Source organism: Verruconatronum alginivorum (assembly GCF_056590205.1).
This window is the reverse complement of record NZ_JBWPVQ010000001.1, coordinates 833,539-854,443: the sequence shown is the minus strand read 5'-3', so window position 1 is coordinate 854,443 and position 20,905 is coordinate 833,539. Positions and strand designations below refer to the sequence as shown.

The 20,905-nt window shown below is 57.5% G+C and carries 9 protein-coding genes; 6 read left to right on the top strand and 3 right to left on the bottom strand.

The window, feature by feature from the left end:
- Positions 1-61 precede the first annotated feature (61 nt).
- Together ACWUI2_RS02845 and ACWUI2_RS02840 are read left to right on the top strand one after the other, a co-directional pair.
- Positions 62-4,534: a DUF4838 domain-containing protein gene (locus ACWUI2_RS02845; protein WP_486981355.1), complete on the top strand. Its 4,473-nt coding sequence runs from the start codon at positions 62-64 to the stop codon at positions 4,532-4,534.
- A gap of 101 nt (positions 4,535-4,635) precedes the next feature.
- Entirely contained in the window at positions 4,636-5,319 is a 684-nt protein-coding gene (locus ACWUI2_RS02840; RefSeq protein WP_486981354.1) for a hypothetical protein, read from the top strand.
- A gap of 461 nt (positions 5,320-5,780) precedes the next feature.
- On the opposite strand, the gene ACWUI2_RS02835 is transcribed toward ACWUI2_RS02840, so the two are convergent.
- From ACWUI2_RS02835 to ACWUI2_RS02825, 3 genes are all read right to left on the bottom strand, one after another.
- A complete protein-coding gene (locus ACWUI2_RS02835) occupies positions 5,781-8,996 on the bottom strand; it encodes a DUF4838 domain-containing protein (protein ID WP_486981353.1) in 3,216 nt (1,071 codons plus the stop codon).
- A gap of 203 nt (positions 8,997-9,199) precedes the next feature.
- Entirely contained in the window at positions 9,200-10,357 is a 1,158-nt protein-coding gene (locus ACWUI2_RS02830; RefSeq protein ID WP_486981352.1) for an alpha/beta hydrolase family protein, read from the bottom strand.
- A gap of 271 nt (positions 10,358-10,628) precedes the next feature.
- On the bottom strand, positions 10,629-11,687 hold the full coding sequence (locus tag ACWUI2_RS02825) for a LacI family DNA-binding transcriptional regulator (protein ID WP_486981351.1): 1,059 nt from the start codon (positions 11,685-11,687) through the stop codon (positions 10,629-10,631).
- 187 nt (positions 11,688-11,874) lie between these two features.
- On the opposite strand from ACWUI2_RS02825, the gene ACWUI2_RS02820 reads away from it, so the two are divergent.
- The 4 genes from ACWUI2_RS02820 (at position 11,875) to ACWUI2_RS02805 (ending at position 20,865) form a co-directional block, all read left to right on the top strand.
- Complete coding sequence (locus ACWUI2_RS02820) at positions 11,875-13,953, top strand: alpha-amylase family protein (RefSeq protein WP_486981350.1); 2,079 nt, start codon at positions 11,875-11,877, stop codon at positions 13,951-13,953.
- Between the two features lie 232 nt (positions 13,954-14,185).
- Complete coding sequence (locus tag ACWUI2_RS02815) at positions 14,186-16,189, top strand: glycoside hydrolase (RefSeq protein WP_486981349.1); 2,004 nt, start codon at positions 14,186-14,188, stop codon at positions 16,187-16,189.
- Entirely contained in the window at positions 16,186-17,889 is a 1,704-nt protein-coding gene (locus tag ACWUI2_RS02810; protein WP_486981348.1) for a glycoside hydrolase family 2 protein, read from the top strand. Before ACWUI2_RS02815 ends, ACWUI2_RS02810 begins: the two co-directional genes overlap by 4 nt.
- Before the next feature lie 381 nt (positions 17,890-18,270).
- Positions 18,271-20,865, top strand: a complete 2,595-nt coding sequence (locus tag ACWUI2_RS02805) for a PEP-CTERM sorting domain-containing protein (protein WP_486981347.1) — start codon at positions 18,271-18,273, stop codon at positions 20,863-20,865.
- Positions 20,866-20,905: the final 40 nt, after the last annotated feature.

Sequence of the window (20,905 nt, the reverse complement as noted above, 5' to 3'; positions counted from 1 at the left end):
CAAGATGAAGTTTATAATCGAATTCAGCTCCTGTAAGATGGTCGGAAGGATTACGGTCGCGGTGAAAAGACTGCTTTTCGCCATTGCCGGTATCGCGGGGGCGGGCGTTGCCAGCGCCCAGGAAATCGTGATCGTTCAACCAGACATCCGGGGCGGGGTTAATACCGTGCAAAGTCCGGGAAAGGATAGCGGATCTCCGGGATTGTTAAATTCTCACCGGGTGCGTTGGGGAAATGCCGGTGACGGGAGCGGGGAATGGCAGGGGTGGTTGCAGTTCACCATCCCGGAGATCCCCGGGCAATCCATCGACTCCGTCAGCATCCATTTCTCTTCGATTGTAAATGAAACGGCATCGCCTGGACTAGTGATCGGTTTGGTGAGTAATGCTTGGGATTCCTCCACGATCTATTACAACCGTTTCTCGGCTCTGGTCTCGAAAACGCTGGTGGGAGTCGGCTCTCACCAGGAGAACGCGGCCGCGGATCTGACCGCATGGTTCGACGGAAGAGAGGCTAGCATTCAGGCCGGTGAGTTGCTCTCGATTAAGGTCTTCCGGAACATCAGCGGCAATCGTCGAGCAAGGACCGACGGTGACATTCAGTTGCAAATTAATTACGTCATCGAATCCGATATTGCCCTGATATTGGCGGACGATCCCCTGCCTGCCCAAGTCGAAGCTGCCGACCGGTTGCGGATGCTGCTGTTGCGGGCGACCGGGGCGCGGCCGCGGGTCGTCTCCGCCCAAAATGCACCTGCGACCGGACCGCGCATCTTCGTCGGATACGGCTCGCATCTGTCTGGTGTCGTAACCCTCCCGACGGTTCCCGAAGGACTGAAGATTCTCGAGCGAGACGGGGATTTGATTCTGCTGGGCGAGATCGCTCCGGCGGGCACCAATAATCAGATCGGCGCGATCGATCGCGGAATCATGCACGCGGTCGAGACGTTTGCTGAAAAAGTGTTAGGTTACCGGTTCCTTTTTTCCCGGCCTCCGGAACTGGATGCCGAAATGTTCGAACTCGGCACTGTCATCCCTGACCTGACGGAATTCGTCATTGAACCTGGCTTGTTCATTGAGGAGGCCCCGGTGTTTTCCCACCGGATTCCTCACGGCATGCCGAGCGGAGTCTTTGGTATGCGGGCAGGCGGTTCCCGGGCCTTCAGCGCCAATCATGTTCACAACGCCGCAGCCTGGCGCAGTATGTATGGGGAGACCCATCCGGAGTTGTTTGTGCTCAAAGCCGACGGCACCCGTGACTGGAACCACCTCGATTACGCGGAGCCTCTGGTGCTGGAGAAGGAGCTCGAACACCTGGAAACTTTCTTTGCCACCGGCGGTGCGCAAAGGCCTGGAATGACGGTCGCCCCGACCTCCCTCTACATACCGGCCGTGCCGGGAGATAATTATCCGAATAGTCACAGCGCGGCCGCGCAGGCGTTGCTTCGCCCTGGATCGGTTTGGGGGCGGCAGTCGAATTTATGGTTTGATTATGTGCAACGGCTCGCGGCTGAGGTCGAAGTTCGATGGCCCCACATGCGTGTATCCACTTTGGCATACCAGTGGTATACTGATCCACCAGATTTCGTGATTCCAGATAATGTGGATGTGATGCTTACCCTCATGCGCTCGTCCACGCAGAATAAAGAACCTCACGTCTTCTCTCATAATTTAGGAAAGGTCGATGAGTGGTTAGCGCGTCTCGACGACGAGCCCGCCCGATTGTATTTGTGGGAATATTGGGTATGGCCCGGAATCTTCATCACTCCGCCGACGATATCGCCTCATACCATGCAGGATTGGCTGCAAACGGTTGGCTCCCGCGTGTCGGGGGTATTCATTAATGGTGGAGGGCATCCCTTGCAGTTCCAATATCTGATGTACCGTCTGTGGCTTCGCCTCCTATGGGATCCCAGTTTGAATGTGACGGCTGAAATAGACGATTTGACGCAAGCCTTTTATGGACCGGGAGGTGCGAGCATGGCTACGTTTTACCACCGGCTGATTGAGCGGTATGAGATGGAATGGCATAACCCCAATCTGATTTCCGAGCTCTATTATGTTCATCCTGAGCTCTATTATGGTCAGAGTTATCCTCGCGAGGAAGTCGAGTTACTCGCGGGCTGGCTGGAAATGGCACGGCAACAGGTGGGCTTGCCTGCGGTTATGGAGACGAAGGTTCAGCACGGCTCGGCGGTCTATTTGCTGAACCCGGAGGAGGAATCGGTCGCGGTTGGAATCAGGCTGACCGCGGCAGGTCATGAGCTGGTCGATCCGGCTGTCGGCTGGGACAGTGGGCGGCTTGTTTGGCGGGGCCGTCTGCAGCCGGGCGAACGACTGGATATTACCCGTTCGGGTAATGTGGAGCTGACGGATGGGAATGGAATAACGACGGACGTGTCGGGCAGTTTCGAAGGGGACTTTCCGGTTATTGCCGCCGGCGAGGCTGATGTTTTCCATTTCTGGCATTCCGGAATGGAACGAGAGGAAAAGTTTCCTGTTCAGTTACACTACAGCGCGGAAGCGGAGGTTCAGGATCAGGTTGAGATTACTATTTATGGGCAACGTCTGGTGTGGCTCAGGGATCCTTACTTGGTATTTCACCCAACCCATTCGCAATACGATCAGAAGCAAGGTTTCTTTGCCGAGGCTCACATCGCGCACAAACATATAAAGCAAATCCCAAAATACGAAGTAACCGAATTCACAACCCTGCCAACCGATATAGATGACCCCCGCTGGGCTGCGGTCCCGGCCTTCGATCTGGTGAGGGGGCGTGAAAGCGGGGGTATGCCGTATCATAACATCGGTTTTCAGGCCGATTTGCGCACTGGGATCCGAATGGTATTTGAAACCGATGCTGGTCTGGCGGTTCGTCTCGAGGCCGAGGGCGCCCCCGCATCGGGAGAGATTGTTATCCTAGAGTTGCACGGCACGATTTTTGAAATCGCCATTGCGGATGGTAGTGTTAACGGTCCCCAAGTGCGGCAGCTTGAGATTTTCGATAACGGCTGGCGCGCGTTGATTCATCTGGATTGGAGTGAAGTCGGCCTTGCCGGAGGCCAGTCCCCGGAACTCTCTTCTGGCATTTCGGCGCAGTTGCAGCGGAAGCGAGGCGGAGACAGTTATATTTGGTCGCCACCCCTCGGTTCTCCCTGGGGACACGATAGGCAGGGGCCGGGAGAGCTCTCATTTCTGTATTTGGCCCGAGTTCCCTCGGAGGTTGTCAACTCGATTGACCCTACGAAGCTAGGCATTGAATGGTGGGCAGGGGGAAACGGCGTCAGCTTCGCACCGAACTTTTTTGTTCCTTATGGAGCTACCGGATCCGATAACGCTTCGGGGCAGCAGATCGCGATTAAAGTCTTTAGAAATATCAGTGGGCATCGCCGGGCGAGAACAGATGGCAATATTCAATTGGAGCTGAGTTATGTCGACGAACCATCGGTCACGATCCTGAACCCTACCGTACGCGGCAGTCTCAACAACGTTTCCAATCCGGGCCGGGATAGCGAATCTTCCGGTTTCCTTCTGACTCCTCGGGTGCGGTGGGGGAATAGTGGAGACGGCACCGGAGAGTGGCAGGGCTGGTTGCGGTTTACGATTCCCGAAGCGCCGGGACAAACGATCGAAGCCGCGGAGATCACCTTCTCTGACATCGTGACGGAAACCGTCGGCTATCCTCCCGGCCTGGTAGTTGGATTGGTGAGCAGTCATTGGAATGCGAATACGATTTATTTCGACCGTTACCCACCGTCAGCCACGAAGACGATACTTCCTGTCGGTTCGCACCAAGGGAGCCCGGCGGTGAGTATTATGGAGTGGTTGAAAGGATCGGCCACATTCGGGACGCTGGAATCAGGGGATCACTCGAGCTTGAGCTTTCGCCTTTCAGTAAGTGAGCCATCAACGCTACAGTTCTTCCGTTTCGTGGAAGGCGATGAAGCGCTTCACCGGATTCACCTGAATGGTGAAGAGATCTATCCATGGGTTGTGACGGCATCGAGCCTGGCAGGGTGGGAGCGGGTGACTTTCGCTGTTCCTTCCGGGGATAGTGTGGTGACACTGAGCGTGGAGAATGTTTCCGCGAACGGACTTCTTCAGGTCTGGATCGACCAGATTTCGATTGTGGCAGGTTATGAGAAGTGGGCTGGGGATGCCGGTCTTTTTGGGCCGGAATCCGATCCCGATAGCCATTTGAGCGGTTTGGGATTAAAAAACCTCATGGCCTTCGCCATGGGACTGGATCCAGCCAGCGCCACCCTGGAGGACCTTCCGGCAATTGTCGGTGTGGATACCTCCACCGGTCAGATGAAATACGCTTACCGCCGGGCGACGCAGCTTGATGGCGGGAGCCTTCGGCTCCAGGTTTCGAACGATCTTCAGAAATGGTTCGAAGCCGAGATCGCCGGGGAAACTATTCTACATGCTAACGGCGACGGCGACTGGGAGCTGGTCGAAGCTACGGTATTTGTTTTCGGCCAGGAGCGAATGTTCCTGCGGCTGGAATTCGAGGCCGAAGAATATTACGAGTAAAACGACGAAAGAATTGTCATTCCAAAGATTGATTCGAAGTCTAAACAAGAGCGCTAATTTCCTCAAGGGAATGAATCGAAACCAACAACCCAAATACGATCATGTCTATTACAATAAAAACTCATTCTGTTAAGAATCGGCCATTGTTACTCTGCGGAATCGCGGCGTCGGTATTCCTCCTTTCCGTCGCTGGAACAGTTTCCGCTGCCACTGAAATAAACGTGACGGCGACTATTCAAGGCAGTCTTTCCCAGTCGCGTGGTGAATCAAATCCAGGTCTGGAACAGCAACCTAGGGTTCGCTTTGGAAATAACGGGGCAGGTGAGTGGCAGGGCTGGCTTAAGTTTACGATACCCGAGGCCCCCGAGCCTGGGCAACAGATTGGATCGGTGTTCATCAACTTCACCAATCTTGTGAATGAGACTGGTGGGCCGGGGATGGTCGTCGGGCTTATTGACGACAATAGCTGGGACGCACAGAGTATTTATTTTAACCGGTTTTCACCAGTATCAGGTTCAGCGATAACATTGGCCACTGTAGGCTCACTGCCTTCCATTATTTCGGGTGATATTACCCGTTATTTTGATGGAAGTGTTGCCTCCATTATGCCCGGGGACACGATCTCAATCATGGTGTACCGGAATATCAGTGGCAATCGCCGAGGTCAAACCGACAGCCCGGTTACTTTGGATGTGGCATTTATTCCAGAACCGAGAGTTTATGGCTTGGGCTTTGGATTGATTATCATGGGCGTTGTTTTCTGCCGACGCCGTTGGAGCCGCTGAGTAAGGCCAGTCATCCATCCGTCGACACTCTATAGGGCTTGCAGGTTGATCAAACCTGCGAGCCTTTTTGGCAACTGACTTCCTGCGGTTTGTGGTTAGATCCCTCTCCTTATGTAGCTTATCAGGGATTCTCAAACCGCCCGCTCCGCTCAAGGTCGCAAAGATCGCAAAGAAAAAAACAGAATACCTTCTCCTTTCCGTATACATCCGTGGTCAGGAAATCCAGCCTCCCGTTCCTTTCCTCCCTCCTTTGCGGCCTTCGCGTTCTTTGCGGTTTATCCCTATTACAGATTACGGGGCAGTGAGTTACGGGAAATCGTGCTCGAAAAACAAGAAATCGTCGGGTTGTGGTACAAAGAACACAAGAACGGAACTGAGAGAGCCGTTTGCTCGGCGTCTCAATTTTGTGCTCTTTGTGATCTGCGTGGTTAATTCTCCAGTATCCCCCGCAGTGATTTCTTTTACAACGGCAGCAATACAAGCGTGCCTGGTCCTTGTTTGCCATGTCCCCAGGGCGAAGACAAGGGAGGCGACCAGATATAACTGTCGTCACCACGTTCCCGTTTGATCTGGGCGGGAATTCCGGCGCCGGATGATCGATCTCCCGAGAGGCCAAGTTCGCTCCATTCCAGTACGACCAAGGCGAGCCAGCCGTTATCATCAATCTGTAGTCCGCGCAACAGGTGGTCATCTTTTCCCTTGCCCCCGATGCTGATTTCGAAGGTTTTTCCGTTGATTTCCAAGGTGACGCGCTCCCCTTCGATTGGGGTGCCTTCGGCTTCCAAGAGCATCGCCAAACCATTTCCGGGGGTAAACGTCATCCGTCCCTGGGTGCGGAGATCGGCTGGAAATCCCATGTTGTGGTATGGGGTGCCACCATTCTCCCGGCCTCGCACAAGTTCGATGGTTGGCACGGAGGCCCACAGTGGGTCCTCGTCGTTTTCCGGCAGCGCGCCCACCTCGGAAACCCGGTAAACCGGTGGTTGCCCTAAGTGCTTATGGACCACGTGCGCCTCCGCGAAAAAACCTTGTTTTGTGTCATATTGGGAACGTGTCGGATGAAACACGTGATAAGGACCCCTAAGCCATGCCAGGCGGCGGGCGTAAATATTCGTTTTCGAACTGCTCATCGTCGCTGTGTCGTCGCTTCCGTAACGCAGTGCGATTTCGAAAGTCCCGTCCCGCTTTGGACTGGAATGCCAAAAGTGGAACACGTCCGCCCCGCCGGCTGCCAACGTCGGGGAAGCGCCTTCCAATGCTTCGCTGACATCTCTGACCTGGCCATCTCCGGACGTCAACGCCGCCTGGCCGGAGGCGCTGATGGCCAGGCGCTCGCCCGGTTGGAGCCTTCCGTTCCAGACGAGACGTCCGTCATCCCAACCGAAGACCGGGTCGACCAGTTCGTTGTCTGTCGCAATCAGCTCGATGCTGACACCGGCCACCGCCTCATCGCCGTTGAAGAGATAAATGGCCGAGCCGTGTTTCACCGCGGTCTCGATCACTGCCGGCAGACCTGTCTCGCGGCGCGCTTTCTCAAGGCGAGCGGCTAACCAGGTGATTTCCGGCGCCGGATAACTTTGGCCATAATAGAGACTCGGATGGATGTAATACTGGTCCCAGATCAGTTCCGGGTTTTCCCATGCCATCTCGTAGCGTTCAATGAGACGGTGGTAAAACTCCGCCATGCTGGCTCCGGCGGGGCCGTAGAACGTATGGCAGATGTCCTCGATTTCCGCTGTTACGTCCAAGTCTGGATTCCACAATAGTCGCAGCCATAACCGGTACATCAAATATTGGAACTGAAGCGGGTGTCCTCCGCCGTTGATGAATACCCCCGAGACATGGGGTCTAACGGTTTGGAGCCAGTCTTGCATGGCATGGGGCGATATTGTCGGCGGAGTGATGAAGATGCCTGGCCAGACCCAATACTCCCACAGGTACAACCGGTCGCGGTCATTTCCGAGGTAAGCGGACCAATTTTTCAAATGCTCGAGATTCCTTTCGAAAACATCCGGTTCTTTATTTTGCATGGATGAGCGCATCAGGGCCAGCATCACATCGACATTTTCGTGTAATTCAAAGGTGGGTATGCCGTAGTGTCGGTAGTAGGCCAGCGTGGCTATACGCATCTCGGGCCATCGTTCTTCCACGGCCGCAGCCAGACGGTTCATGTAGTCGAACCAGATGTTGGAAAACGTTCCCCACGGCTTGGCGGATGGATTGTAGAGTTCCCTCGATCTTTCGTTGTATCTAACGGATGGCGGTCGAATGTCGGGCGGCTCTTCCTGGATGTATTTGTGGTTTGGCACGCGGCCTTGGAAGGGGGTTCGGCTTCCAGTCGCGAAAAAATCTTCAATGTGTTCGATTCGTTTTTGAAGGACCAAGGGCTCCGTATAGTCCAGGAAATTCAAATAACGCTGGGCCCCCATCGCTTCGGCATGTGCATCCTGTTCCCGTGAAGCATCATTTTCACGCGGAATAAACATTTCAGGATACTTTTCGGCGTATTGTCTGGCCCACCAATCGACATCATAACTATGGTTTGCCGCAAAATCCGTGGACGATCCTTCGCGCAAACCGATCACGCCACGAGGATGGCCGTGGAGCCTGCGATGTTGAAAAGCCGGTGCTTCTTCGATTTGCAGCCCTGGTTCGATTGTGATTTCCGCGAGCTCCGGCACCACTGTGCCCAGCTCAAACATCTCCGGATCCGATGGGGTGGAAAAGAGGAAACGATAACCCAAGACTTCCTCGGCGAAGGTTTCCACCGCGTGCATGACACCGCGGTCGACCGCCTCGGGCCGGTTGTTAGTGCCAGCCGGTGCGATTTCTCCCAGAATAAAGACGTCGCCGTCCCGTTCCAGAATCTTTACCCCCTCCGGTTCTCGTGGTGGATTGACAACCCCGTCGAGATGAGGCCCGTGGCCGACGAAAATGCGAAGGCCATTTGGTGGAATTTCCCTCGCAGTCACGATACGCGGAAGTTCGCCCATGGCCCGCGCCAGCAGCATTCGTAGCTTCACGGCCGCCTCATTCTGACCGGACGAAGGCTGGTCTGGTATGACAATGGCGATCAGCGACTCTTTCGTGTATTTGAGCTCCAATTGAATGTTGCCGTCGGCCCTTGCCCGCCGGTGGCCGCTGATGGAGCGGAAAACTTTGATGGATAAGTCCGACCCGGGTTGAACGGCGGCAATCGTGCCGTCGAACCATTCTGAGATGTCAACGGATGGATTGTCCTGATGAGAACCGACCTCCACCAACGTGACTCGAAAATCAGGATTAAGAGGGTAGCGGTCGGCGAAGATCGTGTCGCGGCCCCAGTCGTTGGGGACGAGCTGGATCATCAGTCCCGGATTGCCGGTTTCATTGGTGACCCCAAGGAAGGTAAGAGTCGCGGATTCGATGGAATAACCGGGGTTCGGCGCCTCGGGAATTGGGAACCGGAGCCAACCCTGCCATTCGCCGGAGCCGTCGCCATTGTTGCCCCAGCGAATACGCGGGGTTAAATGAAAGCCTGGATGATCGGCATCGTTGCCGGGTTTTTGGACGGCATTGACGCTACCGCGGAGCTCCGGGGCCACGGTTTCAATGTGGGTCTTCGCCGAGGCCAATTCCGACGAAGCGAGTAAAAAGACCCCCGCGACGCAGGCCATCCGTTTCGCTTGCTGATGCATTATAGTAATTCCCTGTTCTTAATTTTCCGCCCTTCGCACAGAAGGGAACGCCATCGTTCCGTGATGACTATGAAACCGCTGTATGCCGGTTTGTTTGGCTGGCAACGGCACGGCAATCCCATGCGCGATCACCGCTCCAAAACGATGTTTGGCAGCTCCCCGGGAAAGTTAATCCATTTTCAATATTACCCGTAAGAAATGGGTTAAATCAGGATGATATGTTCGGAGGAAGTGGTGGCGCCGCGGGAATCGGTGGCTGTGAAAAAGCAGGCGCCGGGACGAAGGCCGGGGCAGGTGGCCTGGAGAGACCCCGGATGGATCGTGGCCGGAACCGTCTGCCATTGGCGGTCGATCCAAGGACCTTCGTGACAGGCGTAATGCAGGGAGGCGGACTGTAGCCGGGCGCCCGGGTCGAACGGAGCCAGCAGGTTGTTTCCTTCCATCCGGGTGGCTCCAATCCTTGCGAGTGGTGGACCGCCGCGAAAGATGCTGTTCATGAACCATTCGATCTCCCGGGGCGCCGCGCCGATCTCCTGGCCGTGGCCGAGGCCGACCTGAATGGATAAGGTCCGCTCGGCCGGAGGCAGTCGGTAGCTCTTTTGGTAACTGTCCAAGGGGTAGGCGAAGTCGTTCGTGCCGTTTACCCAGAGCATCGGGGCATGGCGCTGGGCCAGATAACGGGAGGGGTCGAAGTGAGTGATCCAAGCTTCGCGGGAGGCCTCGGACAAGCGGGCGAGAACGTCCAGCCAGGCGCTGTTTTCATGGATGAAACCGCACCCGTAGACCGGCGCTGCCGCCCGTAGGCGATCGTCGAGGGAAGCGACCAGGCAGGTGACATACCCGCCCCAGGAAATACCCGTGATGCCAAGACGCTTCGGGTCGACGGCCGGAAAGCTCGCCAGGAGGGAAACGGCGCGGACGACGTTGGCCACCGCCTGGTAGGGCCAGGCCGCGCGTAAGCCAAACTCAATGTCGTCGAACTTTTGCCGGTCCTCCTGCCGGGGGCCGCCGTCGGACAGGAAACTTCCGTCGGAGTCCCGCCCCGAAAGATCCATTGCGACGGCGACATAACCTCGGAGAGCCCACATTTGAGCCCATTCGGCGAAAGCGGTGCCTCCGCCCCCATGGACGAGAATCATGCCCGGAAGCGAGCGGTTCGCATCTTTGGCCTCTTCGGGCAAGCCAACGTAGGCGAATACGCGGGATCGGTGGTTCTGATACGGTTCGCCTTCATAATAAAGCGCGCGCACAAGGGGGTGGGCGAAGGATCGCTCATCCCAAAGGATTGCGGGAACGTTCCGTTTCAGGCTTTCGAAGTCCCACAAGTCAGAACCGGTGGTTTGTGATGTGGATTGTTGCATAGAGGTCCCCATCCCGCGCTCCGCGCGGGCGAAAATCATGGATGAAACTTAGTTTTCCGAGGCGAAGCCTCCTTGGAGTGCTCCGCGTCCCCGCGGAGCTTTGGAGCGGAAGAACCGGGTCCGGAGTGTTCGAGCGATCGCGGTGCGGGCCAACCCCGCGTTGGAGTCGAAAGGCGGTGCGGGGACGCACCGCACTCCAAAGCGCTTCGCGCGAAAACGGAATTTGACCGCCTTCCAACCGGCATAAACAGTGAGGTTTTATAGAAGGAAGTCATATCCGATTCACCGGTGGCAACGGTTTTCCTTCGCCTGCCGCCGCCGCCGGGGCCTTGTTTTTCAGCGTCTTCCCGTCCACCCATTCCCCGGTCACCAGGACGCATTTCGCCTCGGCGGGAATTCCGGCCTCGTTGCGATGGACCTGTTCCACGACCAGGTCGATGCCGAGGGCACCGATCCGCCGGGGATGTTGATTGACGCCGGAAAAATGCGGGTGGTCGCGGGACCAGTCGACGGTGGCGAAGCCGACATCGTCCGGCACTTTGAAGCCGCCTTCTTCAAGCCAGACTGGGACGGCGGGATCAAAGCTGACCACCACTTCCGGGCGTTCGTGCCGAAACCATTCGAGGAACGAATTCTTCGCCCAGGTTTCCGGCACAAAAACCGAAAGCTTCGCTTTCCGCGAGAGGCGCCATTTGTGGTAAAGGAAACTTCCGATCCAACGGTGATCAACCCGGTCGTCCATGGAGCGGGGCAGGGCGAGGCTCACATGGCGGTAGCCCATGTTGACGATCTTGTTTACCAGTACCTGGATGCATTGGAAATTGTCGGACGTGACGAAATGGACTGCAGGGTGTTCGACGCTGAAACCGAATTTGGCGGCGGCGTATCGTTCCCAGTGGAGGTCGATCTGGGCATGGCGTCCCTCCGCCGGCGAGATTAGAATCGCATGCAACGCCCGGGCCAGAAAAATACCGTCGATCCGTTCCAGAGACATGCCGGGCGCGTAGGGGCTGAATTCTTCCAACTTAAATCCAAGTTCTTCGGCCCGGGCGGAAGCGCCGATGAAATAGTTCCGGCCCGCGTTGGTGGCGTGCAGGTGTTGCGGCGGTTTCATTAGATTCAAGAAGGCGATCACCGGGCGGGATCTTCGTTTTCCACCGGTCCGCAATTGCGCCATGAGGGTGGAAATGTATGGATTCGTCCGATAGTTGAGTTCTTCGGCCACTTCCCAAACCCGTTCGCGGGTGGCTTTCTTGACCCGCGGGTCGTTGCGAAGAGCCATCGAAACGGTCATTTTCGACAACCCGCAGGCGTCGGCCACATCTTGCATTGTAGTGGGGGTGTCTCGCGGCATCTCTAATTGGTAAGGAGGGATCTGCCTGGAATGGCAAGTGGAATGAATTGAACAGGATGAAAGGAAGATGCCGAGATTATCTCCCGTTCCTCTTACGGGTAAAAAAGAAAATGCGTGGTCATTCCGGAGGCCGCCCGGCAATACTTCCGAAATGCCGGGATCCGTGCCATCTCCATACCACGACTGTGCGGTGCGCATCGAGCACCGCCCGGGCCACGCCGTGGAGAGCCGGGAGGTCTTGATGCGGATGCTCGACACGTTGGTCGATTGCGGGGTGGACAGCTTTTGGTACAGCGCCCAGGCCAAAGGCCGTTATCCGTTGTTTCCGTCCAAGGTGATGCCGTACCGGGAGGACCCGAACGCCGGCAACCTCCGCTGGCTCACCGGGGAGGCCCATGAGCGGGGGCTGACGGTGATGAGCTGGGATTATCTCTCCACGGCACCTTTGCTCGTCGCCGAGCATCCGGATTGGCGGGTCGAGTTTTTGGGAGAGGCGACGGAGCACTACGATCGCAACGACCACTTTGTCTGCCTCGGGTCTCCTTACGGTGATCTTCTGGTCGATTATTGTGTCGAGCAAATCCGGGATCTCGGGTTCGACGGGATTTGGTTCGACGGTTGTTTTCAGCGGTCGGACGCGGATCGACGCTGGGCTTCGCGGTCCTCTTTTATGCGGGAGAAATTCCGGGCGGAGACCGGTCACGAGATTCCGGCCAGCGTCGATTTCGATGATCCGGTATTTCGAATATGGGTACGATGGAGGGCCGATTGGTGGCAGAGTTACTTCCAAAGCCTGACCGCGCGGGTGCTGGCGGAAGAGCCAAAGGCGACCCTGGTGTTCAACCATTTTGTTCGATTGACCACGGGTCCGGACGTCGGGTGCGCCCTGCGGCGGATCCCGATGGATGCCATTTTGGCGGGCGAGGATGAGTTGCGCCGTCAACAGATCCAACTTCAAGCCCGCCTGCTCCGCGCGATGAACCGGCGGCGGCGTCCGGAAATCTGGACCCGGTGGGAAGATAGCGCGCACGTGCCCGGACCGGGGCGACCCGAGCCGGATGTGGACGGACTTTTGCATTTTGCCGCCTCCTGCCTGACCGCCGGGGCGCATCCGAGTTTCGGCTTGGCGGAATCCCCGTCCTCATCCGCCCGCGGACTTCGGATGGTGGCCCGGATGGTGCGCGAGCGCACCCCGTGGATTCGCGGAGAGCCGGTCGCTTCGATTCGCATGCTCGTCGCTCAGTCGACGTTGAATAATGTTCGCACCGGCAAGAACGCGTCCTGGTTGAAGGAGAGCCTTGGCTACTCCTATCTGTTGGAGGATGCCCATTGGCTCTACGAGGTACTGCTGGAGGACGAACTGGACGACTTGGCAAACGAAGATCCGGTCGGGCCACCCGTTCTCTTACCGAGCAGCCCGTATCTTCCGGATGGCGCGTTGGAGGCATTGGGGACTTTCATGGAGCGAGGAGGAACGGTCATCGCCTTTGGCGATTCCGGCGAATTCGATTCGGCGGGAAACCCGACTGGAAGCGGGTTGCTGGACCGGTTCATCCGGCCGACCAAGAAGACCGAGACGATGCCGCACGTCACGGTTCGTTCGAACGGCTTTCCCGGTCGACCCGCTGGCGAACGATTTCTGGTGTCGGGGCGGGGGTTCGTTTTCGATGCGGACGATGTGACGACGCTCTTGGAGGGAGCGACCTCGGGGATGCGTTCGAAACAGGAACGGATGAAACGGGCCGAAGGTTTTTCCGAGATCGGAACGGCGGGTGATACGGGATCGCTCGCGGTTTTGAAGAACGTCGGCGCGGGCCGTTTGTTATTCGCGGCGTTTCAACCCGGCCCGGTTTATGTCGAGGCGCCTCATCGCAGCACCTGCGGGCTGGTGGATGCCCTGCTTGCGCCATACCTCAATCAGCGGGTGAGCCTGGAAGGGCCGGAGCAGGTGATCTTCTCCGCCTTTCGGCAAGAAGACGACGACTTGATTTTGCACCTTTTCAATCGCAACCCGCGGCTGCGTTGTTTGAGGGAGATCGAGTTCGGCGTGGCGGGGGCTCCGGCACCGACCGGTCCGCTTTCGCTCCGAACGGCCCAACCTTTTATCGACGCGGAGGTCGTCGCCGGAGCGGATCAAATTTCACTGGGAGCGATCGAGGCGGAGACAGGCACGATTGAAGTGAAACGAATCGCGGAGCATGCGGTGTTGAGAATCCGTTTTTCGAAAAGCGACAACGCTTAGGAAAATCACAAGCACAACAAATCAATAGTAAATATTATCGTTCGTTATGGCGCGATCAGGGTCAGTTCCCGTGATACGGTTTAATTAAACACACTGTGAGGTAGCATTGAGTCACCCGATACCGTCATTGACCGAAACCGGGAACTGGCAGCACCGTCACGCCGACTAAATCGAATCACCTTATGATTTTCTCTTTCCGAATAATCTTTTTTCCATGCAGGAAACTAAAACAATGAATGATACGAACGTCGTCCCGTCGGAACGTCAACGGGCCCGGGCGCAGTTGTCTGAAAGAACCCGTGAACTGGAGCGGTTTCTTTTGCCCGCCGAGGAGATGACGGTCGAGGTCTGGTTGTGCGGCGAGAAGCTGCGGCCCCATTTTTTCGAGGAATGGCTGCCGGCCTGTTTTGAGAGACGGCTCGATTTCGATGAATGGACCCCGAATGAGGCCCGCCTCGATTGGATGTTCACGGGTCCGGAAGGGAAAGTCCTGCTCTCGCTCGACGCTGCGGAGTTGACCTTTCAGCAGAGTTTCCACGATTCGTTCTGGCTGCATTCGCCGGATTTGCTTTTCGATCAGGATTTCGACGTTCCCCGGGACCGCTGGTTCCAGGCCCCGATGTCCTCCTTCAATGGCGAGACGGGCATCAACACGCACCCCGAGCAAAAGTGGCCGGAGCGTCGGGTGGCGATCACCGATGCGGTTCGTTCGATCGCAGTGACTTTGTCGCATAACATGGAGCTTGCGGTTTGGATCAATGGGGTCCGGGTCATCGCCCAGGTCTGCCTGCAAGACCTGCATCATCATCAACTTCACCTTTCGGACGCGACCGGCAGATGCGCGGGGAGGTTGATGGAAGCGGCGCCTCGCCGGACCGAGACGGTGGTGAATCCCGACCAGGTTCGGCAGACCATGATCGGTTTCGGAGGGACGAGCATCCCGACCGCTTACGCGGAGTTGAGCGAAGCCGGGAAGGCGCAATTCTGGGACTATGTCGAAACCTATAATCTCCGTATCCAGCGGGAGAATCCGATCGCCGACGAACTGCGCGAAAGCCTCGATAATTGGGACGACCTGAAGTCGGCGGCCCCGCATTATTACGGAGACAATTTTCCGAACGGAAATATCAGCGACTTCGCGATGAACCGGGAATTCCTCCGCCGCGGCGGCCAGGTCTGGTTCGAATTCTGGCATTTCCCGAAATGGATGGTGGAGGTGGGGGAGAGTTTCCTGGACGAGAAAGGGCAGAAACGGTTGAACCCGGTGAAGGTCGCGGAGTACGCGCGGGCCATTGTCGGTTATTGCCGCACCTCCCGGGATAAGACCGGTCATCCGCCGGCCGTGGTTGGAATCCAAAACGAGAATTCCCATCCCAAGGAGACTTACCATTTGATGGTCGCGGAATTGAGGAAGGAGCTCGACCGCGCGGGGTTCGGCGAAGTGCGTATCCACATGAGTGATGCGAACATGTTGTCGAACGACTCGAATTGGGGAAAGCTCTACGCCGACGCCCATACCCGGGCCAGAACATTTTCCGAGAATCCGGAAACGTGGGCGAAGATCGATTACGCCACCGCCCACATGTATGATTACCAGGAATACTTCGATGATCCGGACCGTTTCGACGGGCCGTTGCGGGAGTTGCATGAGATCGTGAAGGAAAAACCGTTTCTTTCCACGGAGCTTTGCGTCAACAGTCCCCGTTACCAGATGCGAAGCTATCGGCTGGCGTTGCTGATGGGGGAACTCAGTCACAAAAACCTGACGCTGCTGGACGCTTCGGCGATTCTTTATTGCTGGACGCTCCTCAATGTTGAGCAACCCTCCTATGCCTGGACCCGGGCCCTGCTGACGATTGACCGGGCGAATGGTTTCGTGCCCGTTCCGTCCAGCCATCAACTTCGGGTCCTCGGCAGTTGGAGTCGTCGAGTCCGGGAAGGTATGAGTCGAGTGGATACGAACTGCGACGACCCCGACCTGCTGGTCACGGCGTTTGTGGGAGAGAAGGGAGAAAAGACCTGGGTGGCGCTCAACCGGGGGCGGGCGATTATCCGCGCTTCGATCGCTCCCTGGGGATTGGAAGATTTTCAGTGGATGGAAAAAACCTCTCCCTACGCCCCCAACATGGCCGTCGATTTCGACCCCGGGGCGCGCAACGGCGACGCCGCGGTGGAAATCGGTCCGGGCGAGATCGTGACCTTAACCAATGTTGCGCTGGGAGGAGCCCGCTCGTGAACGAGTTGCCTCCGCTCCGGTCGATTTGGCCGCTTGATGGCTTGTGGGATTTCTCCTTCCTCGGCGCGATCGATCTCGAATCGTTTTCTCCAAATGATCTGACGATGTCCGGGAAAGCGCTCGTTCCGTCGGCGTTCGATGCGTTGCCGGATCATGCCGGGCGACGAGGATCTGCGGTATACCGGCGCCGGTTCCGGGTTCCCCGAGGGCGAAAGTCCCGCCTGGAGTTTCAGGCCGTTTCGATGTGGAGCCGCATTTACGTCGATGGTATTTTGTTGAAGGAGAATGCCTGCGGATACGCTCCGTTCACCGTCGACGTTCCGGTCGCTGATCGCGACGAGCGGGAGTTGCTGGTCCTGGTGGACAACCGGTTCGATTTCGAGCGGGTACCGATGCACGAGGAGTATTTCGATTTTTATCAATACGGCGGGATCATCCGGAGCGTCAGTTGCTCGTTGTTGCCTGCCGATGGTGCGGTCATCGACCATGTGCATCTCTTCCCGAATGAGGAATACCGCGACGGAGGAGTGGAGGTGCGGGTTGTTCTGACTGAACAAACGAATGGCCCGGTGACGCTCGGCGTGGCCTTCGACGACGGGGAAACCAACTGGTTTGAAAACGTGACCCCCACCGATGGAACGGTTCGGGTGCGGGCCCGCGTCCCCGCTCCCCGGTTGTGGTCGCCCGCGTCGCCTCAACTTCATACCGCCGTGGTGGGAATTCCGGGGGGCGACGCGATCCGGGTGCGTTTCGGTCTGCGGAGAATCGAAGCGCGGGAGGGCGCCCTCTGGTTAAACGAGGAGCCGTTGCGGCTGCGTGGATACAACCGGCACGAGTGGCATCCCAACTCCGGGCCGAGCACGCCGACTTTGCAGATGTTCGCCGATTTGCAACACCTGCGCGACCTCGGATGCAACTTCATCCGTGGCTCCCATTATCCGCAGGACCAGCGGTTTCTCGATCTCTGTGACGAACTAGGGTTTCTTGTTTGGGAAGAGAATCTCGGGTGGGGGCAGCGGGCTAAGACCTTCGCCAGCGAAAAGTTCCTGGCCGACCATGCCGCGAGTTTACGCTCGATGGTGCGGGCCAGCGGGAACCATCCGTCGGTGATCATCTGGGGATTCTTCAATGAAGCCGGCACCGACCAGGAATACGTCCGGCCATGCTTCGAGGAGACCGTGGCCACGCTACGCGCGCTCGATTCGACCCGATTGATTTCCTACGCGACGATGTTTCCGTTGGCGGACCGTTGTTACGACTTGGTGGACCTGATCTCCATAAACGCCTATCCTGGCTGGTATGGATCCGAGGGAGTGGAAAATCCGCTCGACCTGATCGAGTCGACCTGGGAAAAAATCTTTTCGGGGGTGGATGGGCTCGGATTCGGCGATAAGCCGATCATGATCTCCGAGACCGGTGTGGAAGGGCTTTACGGGTGGCGCGACTCGCACGCCGATTTTTTCACGGAACAGTTCCAGGCCGAGTATCTTCGCCGGGCTTGCGAATGGGCCTTGGGGAATCCCCGCTGTTGCGGGATCGCCCTGTGGCACTTCAGCGATGCCCGAACCTACTCGGGCGGTTGGTCGATGGCGCGGCCCCGCACCTTCAACAACAAAGGAACGCTGGACGAATACCGGCGTCCCAAGCTCGCCTACAAGACGGTGAAAGACCTTTTCGGCCTTCAAGGCCGGTCGAAGTAACCAACCAGTTGGCGGGCGTTGCGATGGATGGGGAGCATCGCTTCGGTCAGGCATTGGTGGAGCTCGTAACGGGGGTTCGAGATCCCATTGTTGCTGTGGTCGGCTTCGTCGGCGTATTTAAAATAGCTGTCAGCCTACGATGCTGGGGGCTTCCAAGGCGGCCATGCACCACCGACTTATTTCGGCCCCCCTATTTTGGGGGATAGGCAGAACGAAGGTTTTTCCGTAATCTCCCTCGCTTCTGTTTTTAACTCAATGTTTACGACTTATCCGATGAAGATCCGTAGTCACCGTCGAACCCTCGTTTCGCCCGGAATAATCGCCTGTCTCCTCGCTGCCCCCGTTGCGGCTGGCTCGGACACTCCCGCACCCACGCGCTCTGTGATCGATACCGGAGCTCCCGGTTTGGTGGTCGTGGAGAACAGGCTGTTGACCGGCTCGGTCACGATTGACGCGGGCCGTCATATTCGCGCGGCCAACGGGATCATCTTGGGAGAACTTACCCTCCATGGTGGCACGCTCGGCGACGATGCCGCGACCCGGATCACCATCAACGAAGCCGGTTTCGCCCAATTTCAAAACGGCATCGTGTTGACTTCGCATGGTGATTTTACCTTCGATGGCGCGAACCAGACCCATAACCTGCGGATCGCTTACAATGGCGGACTCGGCAGTTATTCGATTCAAAATTTCTCGCTTCCGTCCGAGAACCAATATCTTGACGCGGCCGGTTCCGCCCGGAATGAGTTCGGAGGCAGCTGGTGGATGCAGGCCGAATACGGCAACGTGTTCGGGGCGAAATCGATCTTCACCAGCAATCTGGATGTTGGCACATCGCCGGAGTTTTCTCAATTGGTGTCTCCGAGCCGCCGCAACCCGGTCGAGTCCCCTTTTTTTCATTTGCACCACGAGAACGGGCGGACACGGACCCGGGATTTGGTCGAAACCAGCCGTCCGGAACCAAGGCCGGAAATCGGCGGCACACTGACGAGTTGGTCGCTCGAGCGTGGGGCCGGAGTCCTTGCCGTGGAACGGGTGAACCCGTTGATCATGGGGGAGCAGATCGCCGGTAGCGGACTCGACCTTTCCGGTGTCGAGATTTCCATTACCGGCACCGCTCTCGAAGATCGACGGATCGTGGGCGCCAGTGGCACGACTTCTCCGATCATCAACCTGGGCCGGGTCATGGTCGGTTCGGAACCGGCCCAAGTCAACCGGACCGATACCATTCAACTTCATACCTATGGGTCGGATGACACTCATACCCGAATCCGTCTCGAGGCGTTCGATCTGGAAAACGAAGGGGCCGGAATTCGGGCGGTCCATGCGGCGACTGCCGATTTTTCCGACGCCTCCGCCACCTCGGCGGTCCAAGTAACCGGGGTTTTCACCCGGACCGCTGACACCCTCGGCACGCAAACCGCCACCGTGAACGCCGGGTCCCAAGTCAGCACCTTGGAAAATGGCGGGCTTGGTTTGGAGGGGGAATCCGTTCAAGGAAACCTGTCGTTCGGTTATACCTGGGGCGTGGTCGACAACAACGCCTTGGAGTCCGGCAATCTCCTGATTTTCCGCAACGCCGAAAAGTCCGATGCTTCGCAGTATCTGAACCACTCGGTTCAGCGCCAGCATGACGTATCGACCCACACCGCGATTGGTTACGATCCCCGGGTGCATGTCAGCGGAACCTACGCCCCCGGTCAGCACGACCTCGGCGTCACCACCTTGAACGCCGCCAACGGCCGGGTCTGGGGAGAGGGTTTGGATGGGGAAACCGTCACCGCTTCCACCGCCTTCAGCACCACGCTTGTTTCGATTAAGCAGGCGGAGCAGACCTTTACCCCCTCCAGGAGCGGACCGCTCGGTTCCGGTGATACCATCACCGTCGCGGATGTCGGCTCGGGGCTTTACCAAGCCCGGACGGAATTGCTGGATGTCGGGATAACCGGCGGGGACCGGCTCGACTACAACATCGGTCTCAATGGATCCCCTTCGATCGACCATGGGACGGATGTGACGATCACGGTTCATTACGTCGGGGTGGCACCGGTCCTTGTGGCTGGCGATCTAGGACGGGTGGCTCGGGCGCAATTCAACGTCGCTTACACCAGTTTCTTTGATTTCTTTTCGTTTCCGTTGAGTGCTGATTTCAGTGCCTTCGATTGGGATCTTTCGTGGGCTCTTCAGACGCGGTCGTTTGACCTTGAAACCCGCTTCGATGCCCCGGCGGCCTCCGCGGCCAGCGCGACGGTGGCGGCCGGAACCAATTTCCGCGAGAACGGTTTAAGCCTGCAGAACACGACCGAAAACACCAGCGGGCGGTTCGTTGCGGCCACCAAATTCGAGGTGGTCGATTCGAAGGCACTGACCGAGGAGGTGACGGTGGCGGTCTCCTTCACGACGGTGGACGACCTCGATGACGCCGTGCGGGATGCTCTGGAAAACAGTGCGGCGAACGCCGGGTCGCGCGCCGGCTTTTTCGGAGACGCCGGGAATGGGGGCCTTCTCGCCTTCAGCAGCGACATTGTCTCGGTCGACGGGTTGGACGGGATCTTCCATGTGATCGAGCTCAGTTTCGAGGAATCGTTGCCGGGGATCCATCAAGTTGTTTGGGAGACCAGTTATCTTGACTCCGAAGGAAATTGGCAGACCGCCTGGGTTAACGCCGTCTTGGGAAATTCGAATATCGAGGCGCTCGATTTGCTCGCTGGAACAGTCACCTTGGGTGGGGTCGATCTGGCAATCGCCGATTATCTCAGCGATCGCTTGTTCCTCGGCAGTTATACCAGCTATTTGGATACAGTGGGTGAATCCCAATTGGGCGCTTGGGGTTTCGACGTAGACGGCCTGCTCGTCTGGGCGGTCATTGACCACAACTCGAATTTCGCTTCGGCGGTTCCGGAGCCGGGAACCTACGCGCTGTTGATCGGCCTTTTCGGCTTGGGCATCGCCGGTTATCTAAGGCGGAAACATTGAAAAGATAACTCCTTTGCCGGGAAGATTCCTGAGAGAATCT